Source organism: Streptomyces sp. NPDC045470 (assembly GCF_040646595.1).
Lineage (GTDB): Bacteria > Actinomycetota > Actinomycetes > Streptomycetales > Streptomycetaceae > Streptomyces.
Map to the genome: position 1 here is coordinate 299,315 of NZ_JBEZAN010000002.1, position 19,111 is coordinate 318,425.

General features: G+C 69.2%; 23 protein-coding genes. All 23 read right to left on the minus strand.

Translation table 11 applies throughout. The features are described 5' to 3' along the window. Nucleotides 1-595, minus strand: a 595-nt coding sequence (gene dcm, locus AB0A97_RS07720; protein WP_361145975.1) for a DNA (cytosine-5-)-methyltransferase, incomplete at its 3' end; no start/stop codon positions are given. A 1-nt stretch (nucleotide 596) separates the two neighbouring features. Further along, the gene (locus AB0A97_RS07725) at nucleotides 597-773 is read right to left on the minus strand and encodes a hypothetical protein (RefSeq protein WP_361145978.1); all 177 of its coding nucleotides are present in this window, start codon (nucleotides 771-773) and stop codon (nucleotides 597-599) included. Nucleotides 774-959: 186 nt separating this feature from the next. Beyond that, nucleotides 960-1,697, minus strand: coding sequence for a hypothetical protein (locus AB0A97_RS07730; protein WP_361145980.1), 738 nt, complete (start codon nucleotides 1,695-1,697; stop codon nucleotides 960-962). 107 nt (nucleotides 1,698-1,804) lie between these two features. Next, nucleotides 1,805-2,593, minus strand: a complete 789-nt coding sequence (locus AB0A97_RS07735; RefSeq protein ID WP_361145983.1) for a hypothetical protein — start codon at nucleotides 2,591-2,593, stop codon at nucleotides 1,805-1,807. 235 nt (nucleotides 2,594-2,828) lie between these two features. Further along, a complete protein-coding gene (locus AB0A97_RS07740) occupies nucleotides 2,829-3,368 on the minus strand; it encodes a hypothetical protein (protein ID WP_361145986.1) in 540 nt (179 codons plus the stop codon). A gap of 229 nt (nucleotides 3,369-3,597) precedes the next feature. Continuing rightward, a complete protein-coding gene (locus AB0A97_RS07745; RefSeq protein WP_361145989.1) occupies nucleotides 3,598-3,819 on the minus strand; it encodes a hypothetical protein in 222 nt (73 codons plus the stop codon). Between the two features lie 3 nt (nucleotides 3,820-3,822). Further along, a complete protein-coding gene (locus AB0A97_RS07750; protein WP_361145992.1) occupies nucleotides 3,823-4,338 on the minus strand; it encodes a hypothetical protein in 516 nt (171 codons plus the stop codon). A 107-nt stretch (nucleotides 4,339-4,445) separates the two neighbouring features. Then, nucleotides 4,446-4,688, minus strand: a complete 243-nt coding sequence (locus AB0A97_RS07755) for a hypothetical protein (protein ID WP_361145995.1) — start codon at nucleotides 4,686-4,688, stop codon at nucleotides 4,446-4,448. After that, on the minus strand, nucleotides 4,685-5,959 hold the full coding sequence (locus AB0A97_RS07760; RefSeq protein WP_361145998.1) for a peptidoglycan-binding protein: 1,275 nt from the start codon (nucleotides 5,957-5,959) through the stop codon (nucleotides 4,685-4,687). Before AB0A97_RS07760 ends, AB0A97_RS07755 begins: the two co-directional genes overlap by 4 nt. Before the next feature lie 80 nt (nucleotides 5,960-6,039). Then, nucleotides 6,040-8,184 carry a hypothetical protein gene (locus AB0A97_RS07765; RefSeq protein ID WP_361146001.1) on the minus strand — a complete coding sequence of 715 codons (2,145 nt, stop codon included), beginning with the start codon at nucleotides 8,182-8,184 and terminating at the stop codon, nucleotides 6,040-6,042. A 70-nt stretch (nucleotides 8,185-8,254) separates the two neighbouring features. Further along, nucleotides 8,255-8,977 (minus strand): hypothetical protein, encoded by a 723-nt coding sequence (locus AB0A97_RS07770; protein WP_361146004.1) that lies wholly within the window; start codon nucleotides 8,975-8,977, stop codon nucleotides 8,255-8,257. Between the two features lie 86 nt (nucleotides 8,978-9,063). Then, entirely contained in the window at nucleotides 9,064-11,955 is a 2,892-nt protein-coding gene (locus AB0A97_RS07775; RefSeq protein WP_361146007.1) for a hypothetical protein, read from the minus strand. Between the two features lie 340 nt (nucleotides 11,956-12,295). Then, nucleotides 12,296-12,730, minus strand: a complete 435-nt coding sequence (locus AB0A97_RS07780; protein WP_361146010.1) for a hypothetical protein — start codon at nucleotides 12,728-12,730, stop codon at nucleotides 12,296-12,298. Next, entirely contained in the window at nucleotides 12,682-13,032 is a 351-nt protein-coding gene (locus tag AB0A97_RS07785; RefSeq protein WP_361146013.1) for a phage tail assembly protein, read from the minus strand. The genes AB0A97_RS07780 and AB0A97_RS07785 overlap by 49 nt, the downstream gene beginning before the upstream one ends. 91 nt (nucleotides 13,033-13,123) lie before the next feature. Next, nucleotides 13,124-13,723, minus strand: a complete 600-nt coding sequence (locus AB0A97_RS07790) for a hypothetical protein (RefSeq protein WP_361146016.1) — start codon at nucleotides 13,721-13,723, stop codon at nucleotides 13,124-13,126. 39 nt (nucleotides 13,724-13,762) lie between these two features. Beyond that, the gene (locus AB0A97_RS07795) at nucleotides 13,763-14,182 is read right to left on the minus strand and encodes a hypothetical protein (protein ID WP_361146019.1); all 420 of its coding nucleotides are present in this window, start codon (nucleotides 14,180-14,182) and stop codon (nucleotides 13,763-13,765) included. Beyond that, a complete protein-coding gene (locus AB0A97_RS07800) occupies nucleotides 14,179-14,460 on the minus strand; it encodes a DUF5403 family protein (RefSeq protein WP_361146022.1) in 282 nt (93 codons plus the stop codon). The genes AB0A97_RS07795 and AB0A97_RS07800 overlap by 4 nt, the downstream gene beginning before the upstream one ends. 2 nt (nucleotides 14,461-14,462) lie before the next feature. Continuing rightward, on the minus strand, nucleotides 14,463-14,786 hold the full coding sequence (locus AB0A97_RS07805; protein WP_361146025.1) for a hypothetical protein: 324 nt from the start codon (nucleotides 14,784-14,786) through the stop codon (nucleotides 14,463-14,465). Further along, complete coding sequence (locus AB0A97_RS07810; protein ID WP_361146028.1) at nucleotides 14,783-15,154, minus strand: hypothetical protein; 372 nt, start codon at nucleotides 15,152-15,154, stop codon at nucleotides 14,783-14,785. The genes AB0A97_RS07805 and AB0A97_RS07810 overlap by 4 nt, the downstream gene beginning before the upstream one ends. An 11-nt stretch (nucleotides 15,155-15,165) precedes the next feature. Continuing rightward, nucleotides 15,166-16,098 carry a P22 phage major capsid protein family protein gene (locus tag AB0A97_RS07815; RefSeq protein WP_361146031.1) on the minus strand — a complete coding sequence of 311 codons (933 nt, stop codon included), beginning with the start codon at nucleotides 16,096-16,098 and terminating at the stop codon, nucleotides 15,166-15,168. A gap of 61 nt (nucleotides 16,099-16,159) precedes the next feature. Next, on the minus strand, nucleotides 16,160-16,684 hold the full coding sequence (locus tag AB0A97_RS07820; RefSeq protein ID WP_361146034.1) for a hypothetical protein: 525 nt from the start codon (nucleotides 16,682-16,684) through the stop codon (nucleotides 16,160-16,162). A 60-nt stretch (nucleotides 16,685-16,744) separates the two neighbouring features. Further along, nucleotides 16,745-17,692: a hypothetical protein gene (locus AB0A97_RS07825; protein ID WP_361146036.1), complete on the minus strand. Its 948-nt coding sequence runs from the start codon at nucleotides 17,690-17,692 to the stop codon at nucleotides 16,745-16,747. 13 nt (nucleotides 17,693-17,705) lie between these two features. Then, nucleotides 17,706-19,109, minus strand: coding sequence for a phage portal protein (locus AB0A97_RS07830; protein ID WP_361146038.1), 1,404 nt, complete (start codon nucleotides 19,107-19,109; stop codon nucleotides 17,706-17,708). Nucleotides 19,110-19,111: the final 2 nt, after the last annotated feature.

A 19,111-nucleotide genomic window follows, 5' to 3' on the forward strand; every position in this document is an offset into this window, starting at 1 on the left:
CCGCCAGCTCCGGCTGTCCATCAGCACCCCCCCCCCCGCAGATCTGTTCCCATTTCTGCGTTTCTCGGGGTGCTGAGCGCCACCATTGCCTGAAAGATTCGCCGTCGGCGTCTTCAGGAATGGCGATACAGAACCACCGGTCCCGGTGGTGGGGGGCTCCCACTGCGGACGCTCGTAGGCAAGTCCACTCCGCGTCATACCCGATCGCGGCCAGGTCCGAGACGACTTGATCGAGCCCGCGGCCCTTGATGGAGGCAACGTTCTCCAGGAATGCGATTCGCGGTCGTACGACGCGAATGGCTTGGGCGACGTCTCGCCAGATTCCGGAGCGCTCATCATCCAGCCCCTTTCGCAGGCCCGCATTACTGATTCCCTGACACGGAAACCCGGCCGTGATCACATCCACTTCGCCGGACAGCCGAGACCAGTCGTAAAGGGTGATATCCCCGATGTTCGGCGCGTGCGGATAGCGTGCGGCCAGGATCTGGGAGGCGTGCGGGTCGATCTCCGCCACGTAGGCAACGTGGTCTTGCAGGATCGTGCCCACCGCCATGCCCAGGCCCCCGTAGCCTGCGCACAGTTCGGCAATGGGCACGTTAGTGCCCGTCGCCGGGGATGGTTACGGCGACGTGTTCCGCCGCGATCGTCTCCGTACGGAAACTCCGCCGCTTGATGAAGCCGGACTCCAGGCCCGTCGGGCGGACCTTCAGCAGCGGCATGACCCGACCCGCGACAATCGCGGAGGTGGTCCGGAGGACTTCCGCCTCCGTCATGCGGACCCGGTTCCCCTGCCGGGTCGCGTAGACCACGGTGTCCCCGACGCGAATCGGGGCCCCCGTGAAGTCGTGTATCTCTCCCCGCTTACCCACGTGCTGGCTTTCCCTCTCGAAAGCGGAGAGGGCCCACACAGGGGCCCTCTCCGCGGTTACTTGTTCAGATGTGACAGGCCGGGCGCCGGGTCAGAACGGCGGCTCATCCCCGGCCTGGGACAGGGACAGAAGGGGGGCGTCCGTGTTCTCCGGGGCGCGCCCCACGACCTTGATGGCGGGCTTGCGGAACGACACGTCCACGCCCTTCTTTGTCGTGAACTCCACCAGCTCCAGCCGGAGTTCGCACAGGGCAGGGCCGCCCACGGAGTCCAGGTCCGCCCAGACGGTTTCCAGCTCCTTCATGAAGGACCAGGAGCCGGTCATCATCCGGAACTTCCCCAGGGCCGCGTCGTCGGCCAGACGGAAGACGACGCGAATATCAGGCTTGGGCCCGTAACCGGCCTTTTCCGCGGCCTTGCGCTCCACCAGCGTGGCCGGGCAGCCGCACGGCTGGCCCCGGCGCGGGTCGTCATCTCCGACGAATTCCACGCCGTCGCACAGGTGGATGGGCTTGCCGGTCGCACCGTAAAGCGCCATGCGGAAACTCACCGCGTCGGCATTGTCGATGATGACGCGGACACTGTTCGCGGTGGTCAGTACCTCCAGGTTGTCTTCCTTGGAGGTCTGCCACTCCTGCGGGGAACCGCCGAAACGTTCCGCCACGGCGGCGGCCACGTCCGGGTCGCCCGTGGTCACGCGCCAGGCGTCCAGCGACACCGGCAGGTCGTCAATCTGCTGTCCCGCGCGGAACCGGCCCACGTAGTCGGAGGTGAAGACCTTGGGCCGTGCCTCCGGGTCCTGGTCAAGAATGCGCAGCGTGCGGGCCATACGGCTCTCCTGAAGTACGTTGTCTTTAGCGGGAGTTGGAGATCAGAGGACCCGGCACTTTCCCCGGGCCTTTCGCTCGAACTCATCCACTGAGTGCCGTTACGCCGCTACCGGCGCCGCTGGGTACCGGTCTCCGCAGTACCCCCGGAGGCCACCGGACGACCGATGACACTCGCCTTCCCTGCCCGCTCCCAGTCGAAGACGGCCCGCAGGTGAAGGAAGGTTTCGAACAGCTCCGCGGAGTGGCGCACGGGCACCAGCTTCCAGCCCTCCGGACGCACGTGGAGAACCGCCGCCGCGTCGATCGCCGGCACGGGCACAGACTCCCCGGTATCCGCGCGGACTATCCGGTCCGCATTCGCGTACGCGGAGAGCTGGAGCGCTACTTCCTCATGCACTCCGGAGCGGGTGGTCTTCCAGTCCAGGACAACGGTCTCCCCGCCGATACGCGCGATGGCATCGAACGACCCCGCGTAGTTGTGGGCGTCGCTCCACACGGCGTCTTCCAGAAACAGGAACTCCGGCTGGACCTGGGCCAGGAATTCCCGGAAATGGTCCGCGTACGGCTTGAGGTCAGGGTGAACCCGGGTCACGGTCTCGCCGCGGGCCAACCGTTCGAAGAGGTCATGGGCCGAACTGCCGGTCTCCGCTGCCTGCTTGGTGAAGCGGCCGGGAGCACGCTTGAGGTAATCCACGGCCCCGCTCCGGTCCCCCTGGACCAGCATGTCCACCACGGCCCCGATGTGGTCCACGGCGCACGTGGCAACCTGGGATGCGTACCAGTAGTTCAGGAAGCCCTTCGGGAGCATTCCCAGAATGCTGGTGACGCCGGGGGCCTTCTGCCCGGACTCCGCGTCCACGTAGAACCGGCTTCCGCCCCGCTGAATCGTCGTCAATGCCGCCAAGGTGACTCCCTCGCTTGCGCGCCAGGGGCGCGACGTGTGCTTGCGAGGTCATGCACTGACCACCGTTACGTGGCCCGGGAAGCAGAAAACCTGCTTCTCAGCCCTTCTTTCCTGAGCACAGCTAAGGGGAAGAAGGGTGCAGAAGCAGGTTTTCTGCTTCCCGGGCCGCTGGCACGGGTCGGTGTGAGTCGTGTCCGCCGCTGGGTGGGTGTCGTCGGCGTCGCCGTTAGGGCGCCTTCACCTCTGAGAACGGTTTCTTGCATACGCCACACAGAACTGGGCCCTGGTCGAAGACGCGGCGGCCCATCTGCATCTTCCGTCCGCACGCACACACCAGGTTGAGGCGGGCCCCACTCCGGCCCTTGACCGGTTCCGCCGTGACCAGGCTGCCCACCTCTGTCAGGGCATCTGCCAGACACGCGAGCAGAGGTTGCAGGGCCTCCAGGGTGCCATGGGCCAGGGGAACCGGGGAAAACCCTTTGACGCCGTGCGGCGGGTCGCCCTTGGGCCACTGCATTCCCAGCTCTCCGGCCATCTCCCGGAACCTCTTGTTATGGCGCTGTCCGCGGTTACTGGTCTCGGAGATGCCGCGCACGTAACACAGTGCGTGCGTGGCCACATGCAGGATGTGTTCCAACGTGGCGCGCGGGCCGTCTTTCAGAGTGGTGGCGATCACAGGAAGTTCCGGATTGCCGACCAGGCGCCCGTCCTGTTCGGGCCAGGTGAGATTGTGGCGGGCGCCGCTGGCCTCGATGACCACCGACACGTCCGGTAGGTCTGAATGCTGCGCCTTCAAGGAGTCCCATACTGATTCTATGGCCGCCACGATGCGTCCCCCGCTAGCCGTCACTGCCCGTTCCTCCCTGTGGAATTGCGGCCACAACGTATCACGCACCTGAAACACGCTAGGGTCATGTTCAAGCCGCCGTGATGCAAAAAAAGGGGCCCTGCCAGACGGAACATGTTCCGCCGACAGGGCCCCTTGGGGAACCGGGTCAGTCCCCCGGGTTGTACTTGGCCGCTACCTTCCGCGACGCGCTTTCGCCGAGACCGACGACAACCACGAAGGTGATGAAGTCAATCACGGTGTCACTGCCGGCCCAGTTGCTCAGTGCCGGGATGCTCTGGCCCACTAGGACCAGGAGCGCCGCGACGGCCGACCGGACGCGGACCGGGTTGTCCCGGACGAACGCGGCCAGGGACTGGAAGAAGTTCAAGAATCAGCCTCCAAGCTGAGTGAGCAGGGAACACACCTGGCGCCGGAGCTGGTCCAGGGAGCCGTCATTGCGGATCACGTGTTCAGGAGTCAGGTGGTCGAGGGAGGTTTCCGACGGGTGCGCAGCGTGCGCGCCTGCGCCGGCGCCGGGCCGATCGATGCGCACGATCACGGCGCCCTCCGCCTTCAAGGCGTCCACCTCGTTGGGGTACCGCACATCCGCGACAACGCAGGGCAGGTTCCATTCCGTGCCCTGACGGACGCGGGCCTGGACCGGGCGGACCCAGAACTCCGGGTCCATCTCCCGGACGGCCTGGCCGTACTCCTGGAGGAGCCGGCGGACCTCCGGCTCCTCCTTGGCCGCCTCCCACCCGCCGTCTTCCAGCGCCTCCGCCAGGCGGTAGTCGTCGTAGCAGCAACAGGACGCGATGAGCGGGTTGAGGCGGCGGACCGCCGCCTTCAGTTCGTCGGCGAACGCCAGCCGGGTGTAGGAGCCGTGGCGGACCAGGAGCTGAGCCACCGTGTCCTTGCCGGACCGGGCCTTACCCGTCAGAGCAATGTGTGGGGTGCGTATGGCGGGGCCTTCCGCTGGGGAACACGTCACCCCCTATGCACTGAGAGGCGTTACTACCCCGCGGTACGCAGAACTGCGACGGCGGAGGTTGCAATGGCGATCAGGAGCGCGGGCGGAAGTGCGTACTTCCACCGCTCCAGGCTGCGGATGCGCTCCTCCTGGTCCGCCAGGGTGCGGTTCACGCTCTCGTGGTTCTGCTTGAGGTCTCGCACGTCCTCCCGGACGCCCACCACCTGGTCGTAGACCTCCCGCAGACCAATCGTGATCCCCTGGGGTTCGCTGTCCGTGCCGCTCACTGCATTAGCCTCCGCCACGTCTCCGGGCCAGGGTACCCGTCGGCGCTTGCGTGCCCCCAGCCTTGGGCCCGCTGGAATGCGCGTACGGCGTTGCGGTCACTGTCCGTCCAACGGGGGCCGGGGCCGACGGAGTAGAACCGTCCGTAGCCGTGCCGGACCAGAGCCTGGCCCAGCGCGGTCACGTGCTGGTTGACCCGGCCGGGCCCGAAGTTCGAGCGGCCTGGGAAGGACAACGAAGTGGCGGGGGCGCCGTTCATCAGCCGCGCCCAGGTGGACGGTCCTGGGTAACCGTCGGCGTTGCTGCCGGTCCAGCCTTGGTCATGCTGGAAGGCCCGGACCGCCCGCCAGTCACTGGTGGTCCACCGGGGCCCCGGCCCCACGGAGTAGAACCGCCCGTAGCCGTGCCGGACCAGGGCCTGGCCCAGCGCGGTCACGTAGCTGTTCGACTTTCCCGGACCGAAGTACGAGCGGCCGGGAAACCCGCCGGAGGGCCTGGTGGATGGAGGCTGGTTCGGAGTGGGGACGTGCGGCTCCGGCTGGTCCGGAACCGTGATCCGGTCGCCGGGGTAGATCACGTTCGCGTCCCGCACCTGGGGGTTGAGCCCCAGCAGTGCGGCCAGTGACACGCCCGCGGACGCCGCGATGGTGCCCAGCGTCTGACCCGCGCGAACCAGCACCGTACGGGTTCGACCCGGCTTGGCGTGGGAACCGCCGGAGCCACCGCCGGTCACCGGCCCGGAGGCCGTGGCCTTGTAGACGAACCCGGCGCGGCCCTTCAGCTCCGGGTCCGCGGTGACGATGCCCTCCGGGAAGCGCGGCAGACCGTACCCGTGGACGTAGGCGTCCCGGCGGAGCCGGGTCCGGCGCATCACCTTGTTGCCGTTGGCATCGTTGGTCAAGGAGGTATTGCCCTCCACCGTGTAAATGTGATCCCGGTCGTACGACAGACACAGGCCGGTGTGCGCGTCGCCGTTCACGCCGTAGATCACCTGTGCGCCGACCGCCGGGTACGCGCTCCAGCGGCCCTTGTTCTTGAACCAGTTCATGGCCGTCTCCACCGAAGCGGTACGCGGGTACAGATCCGCCGTGCCGGACTTCAGTGCCACCCAACTGGTCCAAGTGGCACACCACGGCTGGTAGTTCGACCAGGCCAGGCCAGGGACCTGGCCGCTGTACTTCTGGTGGCCGGACGGCCGCTCCCCCGGAGCGCGCTGCGCCTGGTAGCCCACCTCCGCCAGTGCGACGCGGATCACGTCGGCACAAGCACCCATCCACTACTCCGTTCAGGCAAGGGAGAGGGCTCCGCGGCGTGCGGAGCCCTCTCGTGTGATCTGTCGTTGTGTGCGGCCGGTCAGGTGCGGACCGGCGGGTCCGGGACTAACCCCTGGTCCTGGGGGACGCCGTTGTACGCGGTGCCGCGAAGCGTGACGGTCTGCTTCACCGCGCCGTCCGCGGCGGACAGGCGGTTGCCCACGACCCAGGCCAGGGTGTCCAAGGCGGCTCCGGTGCGGTCCACGACCCGCACCACGTCCCCGAGCTGGAGCCGGGGGTCCGGCAGGATCTCCACGTCCGTCAGCAGCGGGCACGGGTACTGGCCGGCGTCCAGCAGTGCGGAGGCGATGGCGGCGGCGGAGTCCGCGTCCTGGACCCAGCCGGCCGGGTCATGGTCGTACCCCTGGACGCCGTAAGCGCCCTGGCTGGCATAGCCGCGGGCCGTGGTCGTGAACTGGGCCGGTTCGACGCCCTGGGGCACGGCCGGGGAGCGTACGTCCACCGATACGCTCCCCAGTCCCGTGGGTCCGCGCATCCACACCGTGGCCGCACTTCGGTTGCGCAACGTCAGGGTGAGGCGGCCGTCCTCCCGGTAGACACCGACCTCCACCGCTCCGTTGACCACCGCCGCGTTGTCCCGGTCGGCGTTGACGAACCGGATGGCGCCCGCTGTGACGTTGCTCCGGGTCAGGGGCGGGATGGTGTCGTAGTCGTTGTCCCGGACTGCCCAGCCGATTTCCAGGTACTGGCCCGGCAGCAGCCGTTCCACGTTGCCCATGGGGTTCGACACGGTGTCGGTGGCGTGGACGCCGGACCAGTTGTCCCACGTAACACGGATGTAATTGCGTACCGCGTCGATCTCTTCCGTGACCGTCAGGGAGGCCAGCTCCCGGTCCGAAGTCACCGCCGTGTCCGCCACGGCTGGCTCCTGGGCCCACCGGCCCCGGCCGCGCCAATGGAAGTGTCCGGACTGGTCGAACTCTGCCGTGGCCAGCGAAGCATGGGCAATCTTCGTGATCACGTCCCATGCGGTCCCGGTGACCTGGGGAATCACCCGGAGAGGGATGTCCGGGGCGTCCAGGGTGGCGGTCTTCTGCCACAGGCCCCGCTGTGTGAGCGCGGCCCCGGTCGGCATCGTTCCATGCTGGGAGACCTGGACAGCTTCGGCCCGGAGCCCGGTGAAGCCCAGCCGCACGAAGGAGACGGTCCCGGCGGGGACGACCCCGCCCTGGCCGGACGTGACGTTTTCGAAGTACACGCCTCCGTAGGCGTCCGTGACCCGGGGGACGTACGTGGGGCGTCCCCCGGCGTCGAACTTCATGAACAGGGCGACGTGGAAGGTGCCGGGCCACTTGGTGATGCCGGAGTTTCCCCAGGACTGGCCGGGGTTCTGCTCCGGGTTCGCGTTGGGGCCGGTGTAGGCGCCCAGGGAGCCGGTCTTCAGGTCGAGCACCATGGACGTGTAGGTCAGCCGTCCGGCTCCGTCGTCCCACGCGATGGTGAACTCCAGGTCACAGGTACCGCTCACGCCTGCGTTGTTCACCCATGCCTCGTACAGGAGCCCGGGGGCGTTGCCCCGGTTGACGGGGCGGACCGCCGGAACGAAGTCGGCGGCCGTGCCGTACGGGCTGCCCTGAACGGCCATTTCGTGGGGTGCATTCTGTTTGGTCCACCGCGACCAGTCCCCGGCCAGGCTTTTCAGCGATCCGACGTTCGCCGTCGCCCCGCCGTGAAGCGACGCATACAGAACGCACTCCTGGCGCGGCGGGGGTGCCGAGTGGATGCCCGCGTTGCGAAGGAGGTGATCCACGCACCAGGTGGCCGATGCCGCCCAGGCGGTAGGGGCCACGCTGGACGGGTCAATGCCGCCCGCCGGGCGGGGCAGGGCCGCGGGCATCCTCAGCCGCTCCGCCCCGTCCAGGGCGGTGACGGTCACTGTGTCGGTGCCGGACTGGGCCGTCCGGGCGCGTACGGAGCCGCGGAACGCCGGGAGCGTCTGACCAGCCAGGCCCCATTCGTGGACCACCGACTGGCCGGGTCGCACCACGTCTCCCGTGGCGCGTGGAGCCCACGGTCCGTACAGGGCAGGAGCCGGGCGGCCGTCGGTGCCGGACAGGGCCATGGACAGCTGGGTGGAGCTGGAACCGCTGAACGCGCGCATGGCCGCCGGCAAGTCCGTTGCGTACCCGGCGTCCAGGTCCCAGGACTGCACCTGGGCCCCCATGTCCTTCCCGCCCAGGCGGACGGTGTGCGCCTCTGTGCGTTCTCCGGACCGCAATGCGACTATCAGGGCATCATTGGACGGCTGAATTGGCTACCTCCACCAGACTCAGGGAAATGTCCCGGGCACGTCCCGGGCCCCGTACGGGGCTTATCGAGTAGTCGGTTATCGACATGGCCGGGCACCCGTCGCCCGGGTCTCCGGCAACGGCGTCTTCGTCCACGGCCAGGCACGCACCGGCCAGGGAGAACGTCCCCGGTCCCGGTGCACAGGCCAGGGTCACGCTGTGCGCGCCGTCGGGCGCGACGGCGGACAAGAGTTTGCCGACGGCCCGGGACTGGCTCAGGACCCGGCCGTCCAGCGCCCGCCATGTGAACATTGTGATCGTGGTCTCCGGGAAGGCCACGGGAGCGGCCAGGGACAGACGCATTCCGGGGGCGGTGAAATAGTTCTGGCCCGGCCCCCATGAAGTGCGCCGCCAGCCCACCACGGCGTCGCCGGAAGGGCTGGTGAACTCCCATTGCCGCGTCGCAGAGTTGACCGCCAGGCCCCCTGCGCTAACCGCCCAGGTATTGGCGGGGCCGGAGGCATCCGCCGTGGCCGCCGCGTCGTCCAGCAGGTTGGCGCTGGTCGGGTCCATGACGATCAGCGGGCCTCGAATGTTGCGACGGGCCAGCCGGTCCAGGAATAGCGCGTCGTCCTTTTCCATGCTGGTCCAGGAGAGTTTCATCCTCCGCGGCTGGACGGGGGCCGCCCAGGTGGTGACGGCCCCCGACAGGGCACGGAATTCCGTCACCCCCAGCTCCGGCGACCGGTCATAGGAATCGGCCCCATCCCGGATTTCTTGAAGACCCCCGTAGGGGCCGATCCACATTCCTATGCCTACCTCCGTGCGAGCTGACGGTTTCCGGCGGCCGTGGCGCGGGCCAGTTCCGTTTCACCGACCTTGATCACCACGTCCCGCCCCGCGTACTGGTGAAGCGCGCCCACCAGGTCCGCGGCCCAGGCCGGTTGCGCCGGGACGGTGCGGACACTGACCTGGGCCTGGGCACCCACCAGGTCCGGCAAAGAGCCCGTGATGCCGGTCAGTTGACGCCGAAGGCCCGGGATGCGGTCCTCGATGCCGTCCATGAAGCCGTCCAGGACCATCCGGCCGGCCGGGGTCAACAGGGTGCGGTCCCGCTGTGCCGGACCCTTCCACGAGGGAAGCATGTCGGTCAGGCGGGACAGCTGGTTTTTCAGGCTGCGCCACATGGAGCGGATACCGTCCATGAAGCCGCGGATCAAATCCGCGCCCGCCCGTGCCAGCAGATGCCCCATATCTCCGAGGGCTCCGAGGATGTTCCCAGGAAGATCCTTGAACCACTGCTTCACATCACGCAGCTTGTTGACGATCCAGCGGCCGAAATCCTGCATGGCACTGGCCGCCGACCGGCCGATGTTCGCGCCCCATTCCCGGACAGCCGCCCACGCTTCGGAACCCATCTCACGGAATTTCTCCACGAGTTTCGCAAGCACCCGGGCCGCCAGATCCTTCATATTTCCGAGCACGTCACCCAGAAACGTCAGGAATCCGGACAGGAGCTGTTTGGCAGCCTCCCAGGCCCCGGAGAAATCACCGTTCAGAAGAGCAACAATCATGTTGATCGCCGGAACAACGACGTTCTTGATCAGCGACGCCAGGTTGTCAGCAAACATGGCGGCCAATTCGCCGATCAATTTGATGATCGGCTGAATGACCGGCATCAGAGCCTGAAGGGCTTCCGACAGGAACTTACCCAGCGCTTCGATCAGCGGGGAAAGGGCGACCAGCAATTGCCCCAGAGATTCCCCGATAGTCTTCAGGGCGGGCGCCAGGGCCTGGAGGAGCTGCCCGACAATCGGGGCGACGATCCCGAAAAGCGAGCTGAAAGCCTGGAGAATCGGCCCGAGGATTCCGGGAAGTTGCACCAGGATCGGCTGGAGCGCCGTGGCCAAAATGGTGACGAGTTGGCCAAACGTTTCCCCGATCGTTTTCAGGATTGGCGCCAGGGCGACGGCCAGCTGGCTGACCAGTTGCCCGACGATCGGCAGAATTGCCGCGAGCGCCCCGGAGAGGGCGGAGACGACCGGCCCCAGAGCTTGGCCCAGCGCGGTGGCCAGCTTCGCCAGGACCGGTCCCAGTTGGGCGGCCAGGGCCTGGAGCGGACCGGCCAGGGTGCCGACCAGGGTGGACAGCAGCGGCAGGACTGCCGACAGGGCGGCCCCCAGCACCGTGGAAACCACGTGCCCGACGGCCGCCAGAGTCTGGAACAGGGCCTGGAACGTGGCCTGGGCCTGCGGCGTCGCCGTGACCTTGGCTGCCGTGGCGGCCAGGTCCGACAGGACCCCCAGGAATCCGGCTCCCGCCTGGGCCGCGGGCCCGAAGACGTTCGCCAGGGTCCGGCCCAGGTTGCCCAGGGTGGTGAAGAACTGACCGGCCAGGGCCAGGGCCCGTTCGATGCTTGCTTGCATCGCGCCGGACTTGAACGCGGCGGTCATCTGCTGCGACAGCCGCTGAAGCGCGCCGCCGCCCGCCTTGGTCAAACGGTCGAACGCCGGGGACGCCGCTGCGCCCACCTGGACCAGGCCCTGGACCAGGACCGACGGCAGGGCGGAAAGGTTCTTCAGGCCCGCGTTCGCGCCCTTGAGTGCCTGGCCCAGCGTGCCGGAGGTGGCCAGGTTCTTGGCCGTGGCCGCCACACCCCGGGCCATGCCGTTCAGGGCGGTGGCGGTGCCCGTCAACCCGGTCTTGAGGACCGGCAGGACAGAGGTTGCCGTGGACTTCAGGGTGGAACTGAGATCCTTGAACAACGCCGTCTGGACGCTGCTTTGGACCTTCTTCCACTCCGGAGCCAGGCTCCGCACCTGCTTGACGAACCCGCGGGCGGTCGGGGTCAGCTTGGCCAGGGCCTCCGCGTCGCCCTTGAGGGCGTCACCAACGTTCTTGGTGCCGATCGTCAGCGCCGCCTTAGCGGCAGCCACGGACAGCAGTGCGGGCGCCGCGACGGCAGCGGCGGGCCCCATCTGGACCAGGCCCGAGACCAGGCCCGCAACGCTGGGCACCGTGCCGGCCGCCGCACCCAGTTTCGCGATCGTGCCGACCAGGCCCGCCAGACGCCCGGCCGCTCCGCCACCGGCGCCGGCCAGGGACGACACGGTGTCGCGGAGGCGGTCCACCTCCGGCCGGTTGGCGTCGATGCTGGCCGGGATGCTCAGCGGCGGGGTGAGGTTGGCCAGCTCCCGGCGCAGGCGCGCGATCTCCCCGCGCTTGATGACCAGTCCGGCCGCAACGTTGGCGGTACCGGCCTGAAGGCGGGAGCGCAGGGTGGAGCGGAACGCCGCTAGGTCCGGGTCCAGGCGCACCCGGACCCGGGCCCGGACCCGGGCCAGGTCGCGGGTCAGCCGGGCCCGGAACCCGTCCAGACTCGGCACGACCTGAAGGGGGAGGCGGCGGAGCCTGTCCGCCAGGTCCGACCGGTCCAGGACCGCCCGGACCTTGACCCGAGCCCGCATCCGCGCCAGGTCCCGCTCCAGCCGGCCCCGGAATGCCTCCAGGTCCGGCGTCACCTGGGCCCGGACCTGGCGAATCCTTTCTTCCAGGGTGGCCAGGTCGGGGTTCACCCTGACGTTGACCTGGGCCCGGACACGGGCCAGGTCCCGGTCCAGCCGGGACCGGAACGTCTCCAGGTCCGGGGTCACCTCCGCGCGCACGCTGCGGAGCTGGGCGCCGAACGTCGTCAGGTCCGGGTCCACCTGCACCTTGACCCGGGCGCGGAGCCGGTCCAGGTTCACGGCCAGGCGCTCCCGGAACCCTTCCAGGTCCGGGGTCACCCGGGCGCGGACCTGGCGGAGGCGGTCTTCAAAGGTGGCCAGGTCCGGGTCCACCGTCACCTTGGCCTTGGCGCGGATGCGGGCCAGGTCCGCCGCCAGGCGCTCCCGGAAACCCTCCAGGGTCGGGACGGCTTGGACGTGGGCCCGTGCCCGTGCCTCGATGCGGTCCAAGTAACGCTGGAGATCCGGTGCGAAGTCCCCGGTATTGGGGGCCACACGGATACTCAGCCGCCCCGCTTCGCGTCCGCCGGGTCCGGCCATGTCACCCCCGTATGTACTTGTCGGGCAAGGGAATTGCGTTGGGGTGCCGGGACAGGTCCAGCACCGGGCGGGGTGTCGTCCCCACCTGGGCGGCCGGGGGCTTCACCGGCTCGGGGTCGCGGATGCGTCCGCCGGACACCCGTACGTTGTTCACGTCCGCGACCCGCACCGCGTTGACCAGGTGGGCCAGTAGGTGGGTCTGGAGGGACCATCCGCGGTGCTGCGGGCCGCCCGCCAGGGAGGCGGTCAGGGCGGAGTCGTCGGGTAGATGCTCGGTCAGCGTCCACACCCGGCGGGGCGTCAGTGTCCCCCGCCAGATGTCGGCCAGGTCCAGGCCGTAGAACCGCTGAAGGTCAGCTCTCAGGGGCCCGCCGTGGCCGTCTGCGATCAGCCGTCCGAGCCCGGAGCTTCCGGGGCCTGGGTCACGTCCTGCCACCGCCCGATGACCCGCACGTACATGCCGATCGGCCAGTCGGCCATCTCCGCCTTCATGGCCTCCGGCTGGTCGGCGACCAGGAGCAGAAGGTCACGGAGCTGGGGCATAAGCGCGTCCAGGTCGGAGACGCCGGAGTCGGCGAACGCGTTCAGGAGCACGCGGGCGGTCTTCATGCGTTCCGGCGGCAGCATGAGCAGGTTGCGAAGGTGCACGTCCGCGCCGGCCCGGGTGGCCAGGGGAAGGGAGGCATACTCCGTCGCCGTTTCAGCCATCAGGTCGGCGCAGGACAGAACGTCCGTCATTCAGTGGTCCTCTTCGAAGTGCGAAAGTCGGTCCCGGGAAGGCGTCTGCCGCCCGGGGGACCGGCCGGGCGGCGGGGAGAGTGCGAAACGCTCAGGCAGCGTTCGACGCGGACGGCTCACCGTGTGCCGGCGGAGCCGCGGGGGCGATGGTCGCCCACTCGCCGATGGCATTGCCGATCTTGGAGGAGCCCAGGAACGTGCCCTTGATGGGAAAGGCCACGAAGTCGTCCACGGCCATGGACACGGCGTCCGAGCCCAGGAGGGAGACCCGGGGATGCCACAGGGGCAGGAAGTGCGTCCCGTCCACCAGGATCACCAACAGGGCCTTGACCTGGGGAATGGGCGTGGCCGGAATGCGGAAACTCTTGTCCGCCTGGACCGCGCCGGGGCCCGCGCCGAAGTACAGCCCGTACGTCTCTGCGCTTGTCTGGATGGACTTGAACGTCACGGAGTAGGTGACGTCCGGGGCGGTCTGGCGCAGCTTGGCATTCTGCCAACTGCCCTTGGTTTCGGGGTCGTCGCCGTCACGGCCGAACTCGGGAAGGTCGTCGCGGCTGGTGTGGCCGATCGACTCCCACCCAGCGCCCGGCGCCAGAGGGTCGGTCAGGGACGCGGGCTTGGCCGTGTCCGGGTCCGCGATGTAGATGTAACCGCCCGCCGCAACGAATGCGGCGTCGTCAATGAGTGCCATGCGTCTCCAGCACGGGAAGGAGCGTTCCTTCCCGGTAGGTCAAAGGTGGTTCAGGGGCCGGGCCGTCACCCGGTGTGTGGCCTGGAAGCGGAAGAAGTCGGGGCCCGTGGACGGGGCGCCGGTGCGCAGTTCGGCGGGGCCGGACACGTCTTCGAAGTGCGACAGGTAGCCGTCGGCTCCCGCGTACTGGTCGGCGCACGCGTTTGCCAGGACGGCCCGCGCGACGCGGGCCAGGCGCGATGCCTCCCGGCGGGTAGACGCCGCGCACTGCACATCGACCAGGGCGGAGTCGATGCCGCGGGCGTCCGCGGCTGTCCCGCCCACCCGGCGGGCCACGACCAGGGGCAGGGCCTCCGTCCAGTGCTCCGGCCACAGGACCCGCACGGAGACGCCTTTCATACCCGCCTGAAGGGCGCCGATGACCAGCGCGTCCATATCGGGGAGCACGGGGTAGGTCACAGGCCCGCCTCAATGGCGTGGATGCCCTCCACCCAGCGGCCGTTGGCCGCCACGTGGCCGTAGTTGATCGCTTCCACGGCCGGGTCCTCCAGGGTCACCGTGGAGTCCACCCGGTTCGTGCGCACCTTCACGTTGCGTGCCAGGGCCCCGCTGTGGCGGTGGGCCTCCACCACGGCCGCGATGCGGGCCGCGCGGTCGTCCAGGACCGCGCGGACCTCCCGCTTCACGCCGGGCAGGTGGGCCACCAGGGCGTTCAGGTCGGCTCGTACGGTTGCCACGGTCACCCCCGTTTGCGAATGGTTGCTACCTGGTAGGCGACACGGCGTGATCCGCCGTACCGCTGGGGTTCGCCGACCACGGCCCAGGTGGTTCCGGCCCACTCCACGCGGGACCAGGGGCCCGCGGGCAGGCTCCGCGCATAGACGCGGTAGAGGGTTCCGGCCAGGTAGCCCGGCTCTCCCTGTTCGTCCGTCTCCGCGGGCATCACCCGGGCCCGCAGGGTCACCGGGGCGCCGGGGCCGGGGGCGGTGCCGCCGTAGCCGTCGTCCACGTCCACGGTCGGATAGACCGTGATCTCCTCCGGCCCGGAGTCCAGAAGGCTCACAGGGAACCCCCCAGCCTCTCCATGGGTACGGAGAACAGGCCGGAGACCCCGACGGCGGACCGCAGGAGCCGGACTTCGCCGTCCGTCAGGGCCACACCCGCCGGCGTCGATGCTGGGAGCTGGTACTGATACGACCCTTGCATTTCGGAGCGGTAGCCGTCGGGGTTACGCGTGCGGCGCTCTGCTGCCGCCAGCGTGATGGCCACGGCCACGTCCGGCGCCTTGGCCGGGTCGGGCCACGGCAGGCCAAAGGCCCGGACCATGGCGGAGGCGTCCGCCAGGGCGGCTTGGGCCAGGACCCGTTCCTCCCCCGCCAAGGTGCGGCCCATCCGTGCCTCCAGGGCCGTGATCTCCGCGAGCGGAGTCACCGGTCCCCCTCTCAGGCGTCGCTCTTGGCCGGAGGCGTGGAGGGCATGGTCAGTTTGACCGCGCGGACCAGCTTCTTCGTGCCCTTGGCGTCCACCGGGTCCGTCATGACGTTGAACCCGGCGTACAGGTTCACGATCGAACGGTCCCGCAGCTTGGCCGCGTCGTAGTCCCGCACCCAGCGCATGGACAGGCCGTTGTAGGACTGGCTGGAGCCGAAGGTGACGCCGGAGGGGATGGCCGGGGCGCGTGTGGCCAGGACGAACGCGGACGGGACGAACGCGTATGCGGAGCGCGGGTTGATCGCGTTGGACGTGACCAGGTTGAACCCGGCCAGCTTGCCCACCTCCGCCTGGCGGAGCGCGGAGTCCGAACCGGACTTCGACACGTCGGCCAGGCGGCCGGACTTCAGGAGCGCCGTTTCCACATCGGCACCGATCAGGAGGGTACGGCCGTTGACCGGTACCTCGTTCTTGTTCAGCGCCGCGCGGGCGTCGATGAACGAGGGGAACGGGTCCTTCTCGTCCACGACCACGGCCGGGACGCTGTATGTCGCCGTTTCGATCATGTTCGCCACGCCCGCGTCAATGGCCTTGGCCACGGCCTTGACCTGCGGCTGGAGCACCTGGCCGCCGAATTCCTTGATGTCCAGGGACAGTTCTTCGTCGGTGACGGCCACGGCGGAGTAGATGTCCTTGTTGAGCTGGACGGTGAGGGAATCCTCTGCCAGTTCGTCCAGCACGATGTCCGCGGAGCGGTCGTTGCGCCACTCGTACTCGCGGGCGTTGAGCTGGGCCGGGATGCGGACGGTCACCGTGTCCGCCTTGGCCCCGGTGAAGTCGAAACCGGCGTTGTTCCAGACCAGATTGGCCAGGACCAGTTCGCGTTCCAGGAGCCCCAGCGACGTGGCCGCGATGGTCTCGGCCTTCAGAAATGCGTTTGCCATACATCCTTCACATGGGCAGGGAAAAGGCCCCGGTCAGGGGCCCAAGGGAGAGTGCTGCGGGTCAGTGCCGCCCGCGCGGAATGGATGCGGCCAGGGCCGCCGGGTCGTTGGCCACCGGCTGGTCCGTCGGGTCCAGGCCCCCGCGACCGGCTCCGGCCGGCCGCTTGTGGAACGCCTCCGCCAGGGCCTTGGCGTGCGCTTCGCGGGCGTCGTCGTCCTGGCCCTGGATGAGGGTCGCGAACACGTCGGGAAGGTTGTACTTTCGGCCCAGCCGCTCCCGCTGGAGTTCGCCTTCCAGCTCCTCCGCCCTGGCCTGGATCTGCGCGACTTCCTCCGGCGTCTTGGCCGCCTTCAGGGCCTCTCGCGTCTCACGGGCCTTGACCCGGTACCGGGCCGCTTCGTCGCGGGCCGCCTTCAGCTCCGCCCGGAGCGCGTCGGCGTCCAGCTCCTGGCCGTCGCCCTGGCCCTCCGCCGCGTCACCGGCAGCCTCCGCGGCAGGCGGGTCCTGGCCCTCCACACCGTCCTCCGATGCGTCCGGGGCCGGGGCCTCCGGCTCCAGGGCGTCAGGGGTGGGGGTGTCGCTCATCTGCAATGCCTCCAGGGCACACCGGGGACCGCCGCCTGGGCGGTCCGTGAAAAAGAAGAGTCAGCCGCGCCGTTGCGCGTCGATGTGCCGCCGCCAGACCCGCAGGGTCTCCGCGCCGGTGGTACCGCGCGTGACCTGCCGCCACTGGCGGTGGTAGTCCCGGGCCTGGGGCGTCATGTGGTCGTTGCGGGAGTAGACCGGGACCGTCTGGCAGTGACAGTTGGAGTGGTATTTCTCCAGGTCGTCCCGGTGTACGGCGGGGAGGTCCCCGTCCTCCAGGCCCCGGATGCCGGCCACCGCCCGTGAGCGGTACACGGCTCCGCGGGAGGCCAGCATGGCGCACCACGCGCACGGGTCGCCGTCGGTCACGCGGGCCCACCCGACCGCCCGCCGGTCCGCCTGGGACGCGCGGTTGATCAGGTCCCGGCCGCCCCGGAGAACTTCCCGGTCTGCGGCCCCGGCCGCCGTGGTCCCGGCGCGGGCCATCAGGTCGTCCAGGTCCGCGAGGAACCCGGCATCATCGAGCCGGCCGCCGTCGTCCGCCCGGGACTCCAGCCGCTCCAGCTCCTGGTGGACCCGGGCGGGGCCCGTGGAGATCAGGGAGGCCACGGCCGCACGGTCGTGGTCGTCCTCCGGATCGTCCGGCCAGTCGAAGTCCTCCACCGTGACGCTCACGTGGTCGTCCGGCTCCGGCGTCCGTACGCGGTTGGTGTGCTGGGCCCACTCCTCCCGCAGTTCTCCCAGCGCCACCACGTCGGGAACGTGGTCTCCGTCCAGGGGCGGGAAGGTGTGGCCGGTCTCCAGCGCCCGGTTCAGGCGGTAGAACGATGCCGCCGCCCGCCGTGACCGGGACCGCTCCCGCCTGATCAGGGAGAGCATGAAGGCCAGCCACGCGTTGCCCGACTCCCGAAGGGAGACCGGGGACACGCGGGACCAAGCGCCCAGGGACGCCGCGGAGACCTCCGCGCCCATGCGGGCCTGTGTGCGCCAGTGCTCGTCCAGGAGCACCGTGGAAGACGCCCTACGCCGCACGGGCCACCGCCGGCGGAGCCACGGCCTTGGCCATGGAGGCGGCCAACTGGGCGGTGGGGTCGTCCTGTTCGGACATGAGGGTCCATTCCTCCACGTCCGTGGCGGTGACCCCGGGAATGCGGGGCCACAGGGCCCGCGGGGGAACGTTCAGCATCTGTACGGCCTTGCCCAGGGCGTCCACTGTCTGGGACAGGGAGCGGGACTCCGTGTCCTTCCAGTGCACGCGGGCGTGGTGGTCCAGTTCGCCGCCGCCGAGAACGGCGCACAGGCCCAGGACCAGTTCCCACGACTCCCCGAACGCGTGCTGGTACTCGTCCACCGCCCGGGACAGGGCCGCTTCCGCGGCGGCCAGGGCCTCCGCGGAAAGGTTGATCACGGAACCCAGCAGGTAGTGGGGTGGGGTCTGGGACAGGGCGGCCATGGCCTTGGTCGCGGCCTCGATCGCCTCCAGGTACCCGCCCAGCGGAGTTTCGTCCAGTTGGTTGAACTTGGTGTCCGGGTCCGGTGCCACCAGGAACCGGGAGGCGTCCGCCTGGACCGGGACCACCTTGGGCTTGCCCGTTGCGGAGTCGTAGACCAGCTCTCCGTCCGCGTCGCGGACGAACTCCGGTGTCATGCCGCTGATCGTGCGGACCTTGAACGAGCCGAACGACTGCACCACCAGAAGGTCAAACACGGACTGGTTGACCCGATCCTGAATGGAGATCATCGGCTCCACCACGCCCGTGACCCGGCCCTCCAGGTCGATGTCGGGTGCGAACCGCACGACCGGGGGCCGCTCGAACCCGTGCGGCCGGGAGCCGGTGACGCGGGGGCCTTCCTTGCCGCCCACCATCAGCTCATGGACGGTCGTAGCGTCGTACAGCCACGCCCGTACCTCCGTGCCTTCCTGGGCGGGGACGCTTTCGACCTGAAGGGCCCACAGCGGAACGTCGTCGGCTGCCGGATCGTCGTACGCCGCGTACATCAGCCGCGGAGACACGCCCTTGATCACGGGTCGGGCCGGGTCTGCCACGTCCGGAAGCACGGTGACGAACGCCTGGCCGTAGGCCAGGGCCGCCCGCATGACCGGGGTCTGGCGGGCGTCCATCCGGTTCGCCTGCCACACCTCCCACTCCGGCGGGGCCGCATGCTCCGCCTGGCCGTCCGACGTGCGCCGGTAGCCTTCCACCGCCATGGCCTGGGAGGGGGTTTTCACCAGGAGCGGGAGCCAGTTGGTTATGGCTCGCTTGGCCAACAGCTTGTATTCCTCGGTGGCCGTCCGCGGCACGTACGGCCCGTCATGGTCGCCCCGCAGGTACCGGTCAATCTTGTCCAGCCGCACCCGGTCCGCCTTCAGACGGGAGAATCCGATCTCCGCCAGATCCTCCGGACGGAGAATCGTTTCTGCCAACG

Bases quoted from the DNA above. Each gene is read 5' to 3' on its own strand.
- AB0A97_RS07760 (WP_361145998.1), bottom strand. From the start codon at position 5,959: ATGGGTGCTTGTGCCGACGTGATCCGCGTCGCACTGGCGGAGGTGGGC.
- AB0A97_RS07725 (WP_361145978.1), bottom strand. From the start codon at position 773: ATGACGGAGGCGGAAGTCCTCCGGACCACCTCCGCGATTGTCGCGGGT.
- AB0A97_RS07765 (WP_361146001.1), bottom strand. From the start codon at position 8,184: ATGGGGGCCCAGGTGCAGTCCTGGGACCTGGACGCCGGGTACGCAACG.
- AB0A97_RS07790 (WP_361146016.1), bottom strand. From the start codon at position 13,723: ATGGCACTCATTGACGACGCCGCATTCGTTGCGGCGGGCGGTTACATC.
- AB0A97_RS07730 (WP_361145980.1), bottom strand. From the start codon at position 1,697: ATGGCCCGCACGCTGCGCATTCTTGACCAGGACCCGGAGGCACGGCCC.
- AB0A97_RS07815 (WP_361146031.1), bottom strand. From the start codon at position 16,098: ATGGCAAACGCATTTCTGAAGGCCGAGACCATCGCGGCCACGTCGCTG.
- AB0A97_RS07785 (WP_361146013.1), bottom strand. From the start codon at position 13,032: ATGACGGACGTTCTGTCCTGCGCCGACCTGATGGCTGAAACGGCGACG.
- AB0A97_RS07820 (WP_361146034.1), bottom strand. From the start codon at position 16,684: ATGAGCGACACCCCCACCCCTGACGCCCTGGAGCCGGAGGCCCCGGCC.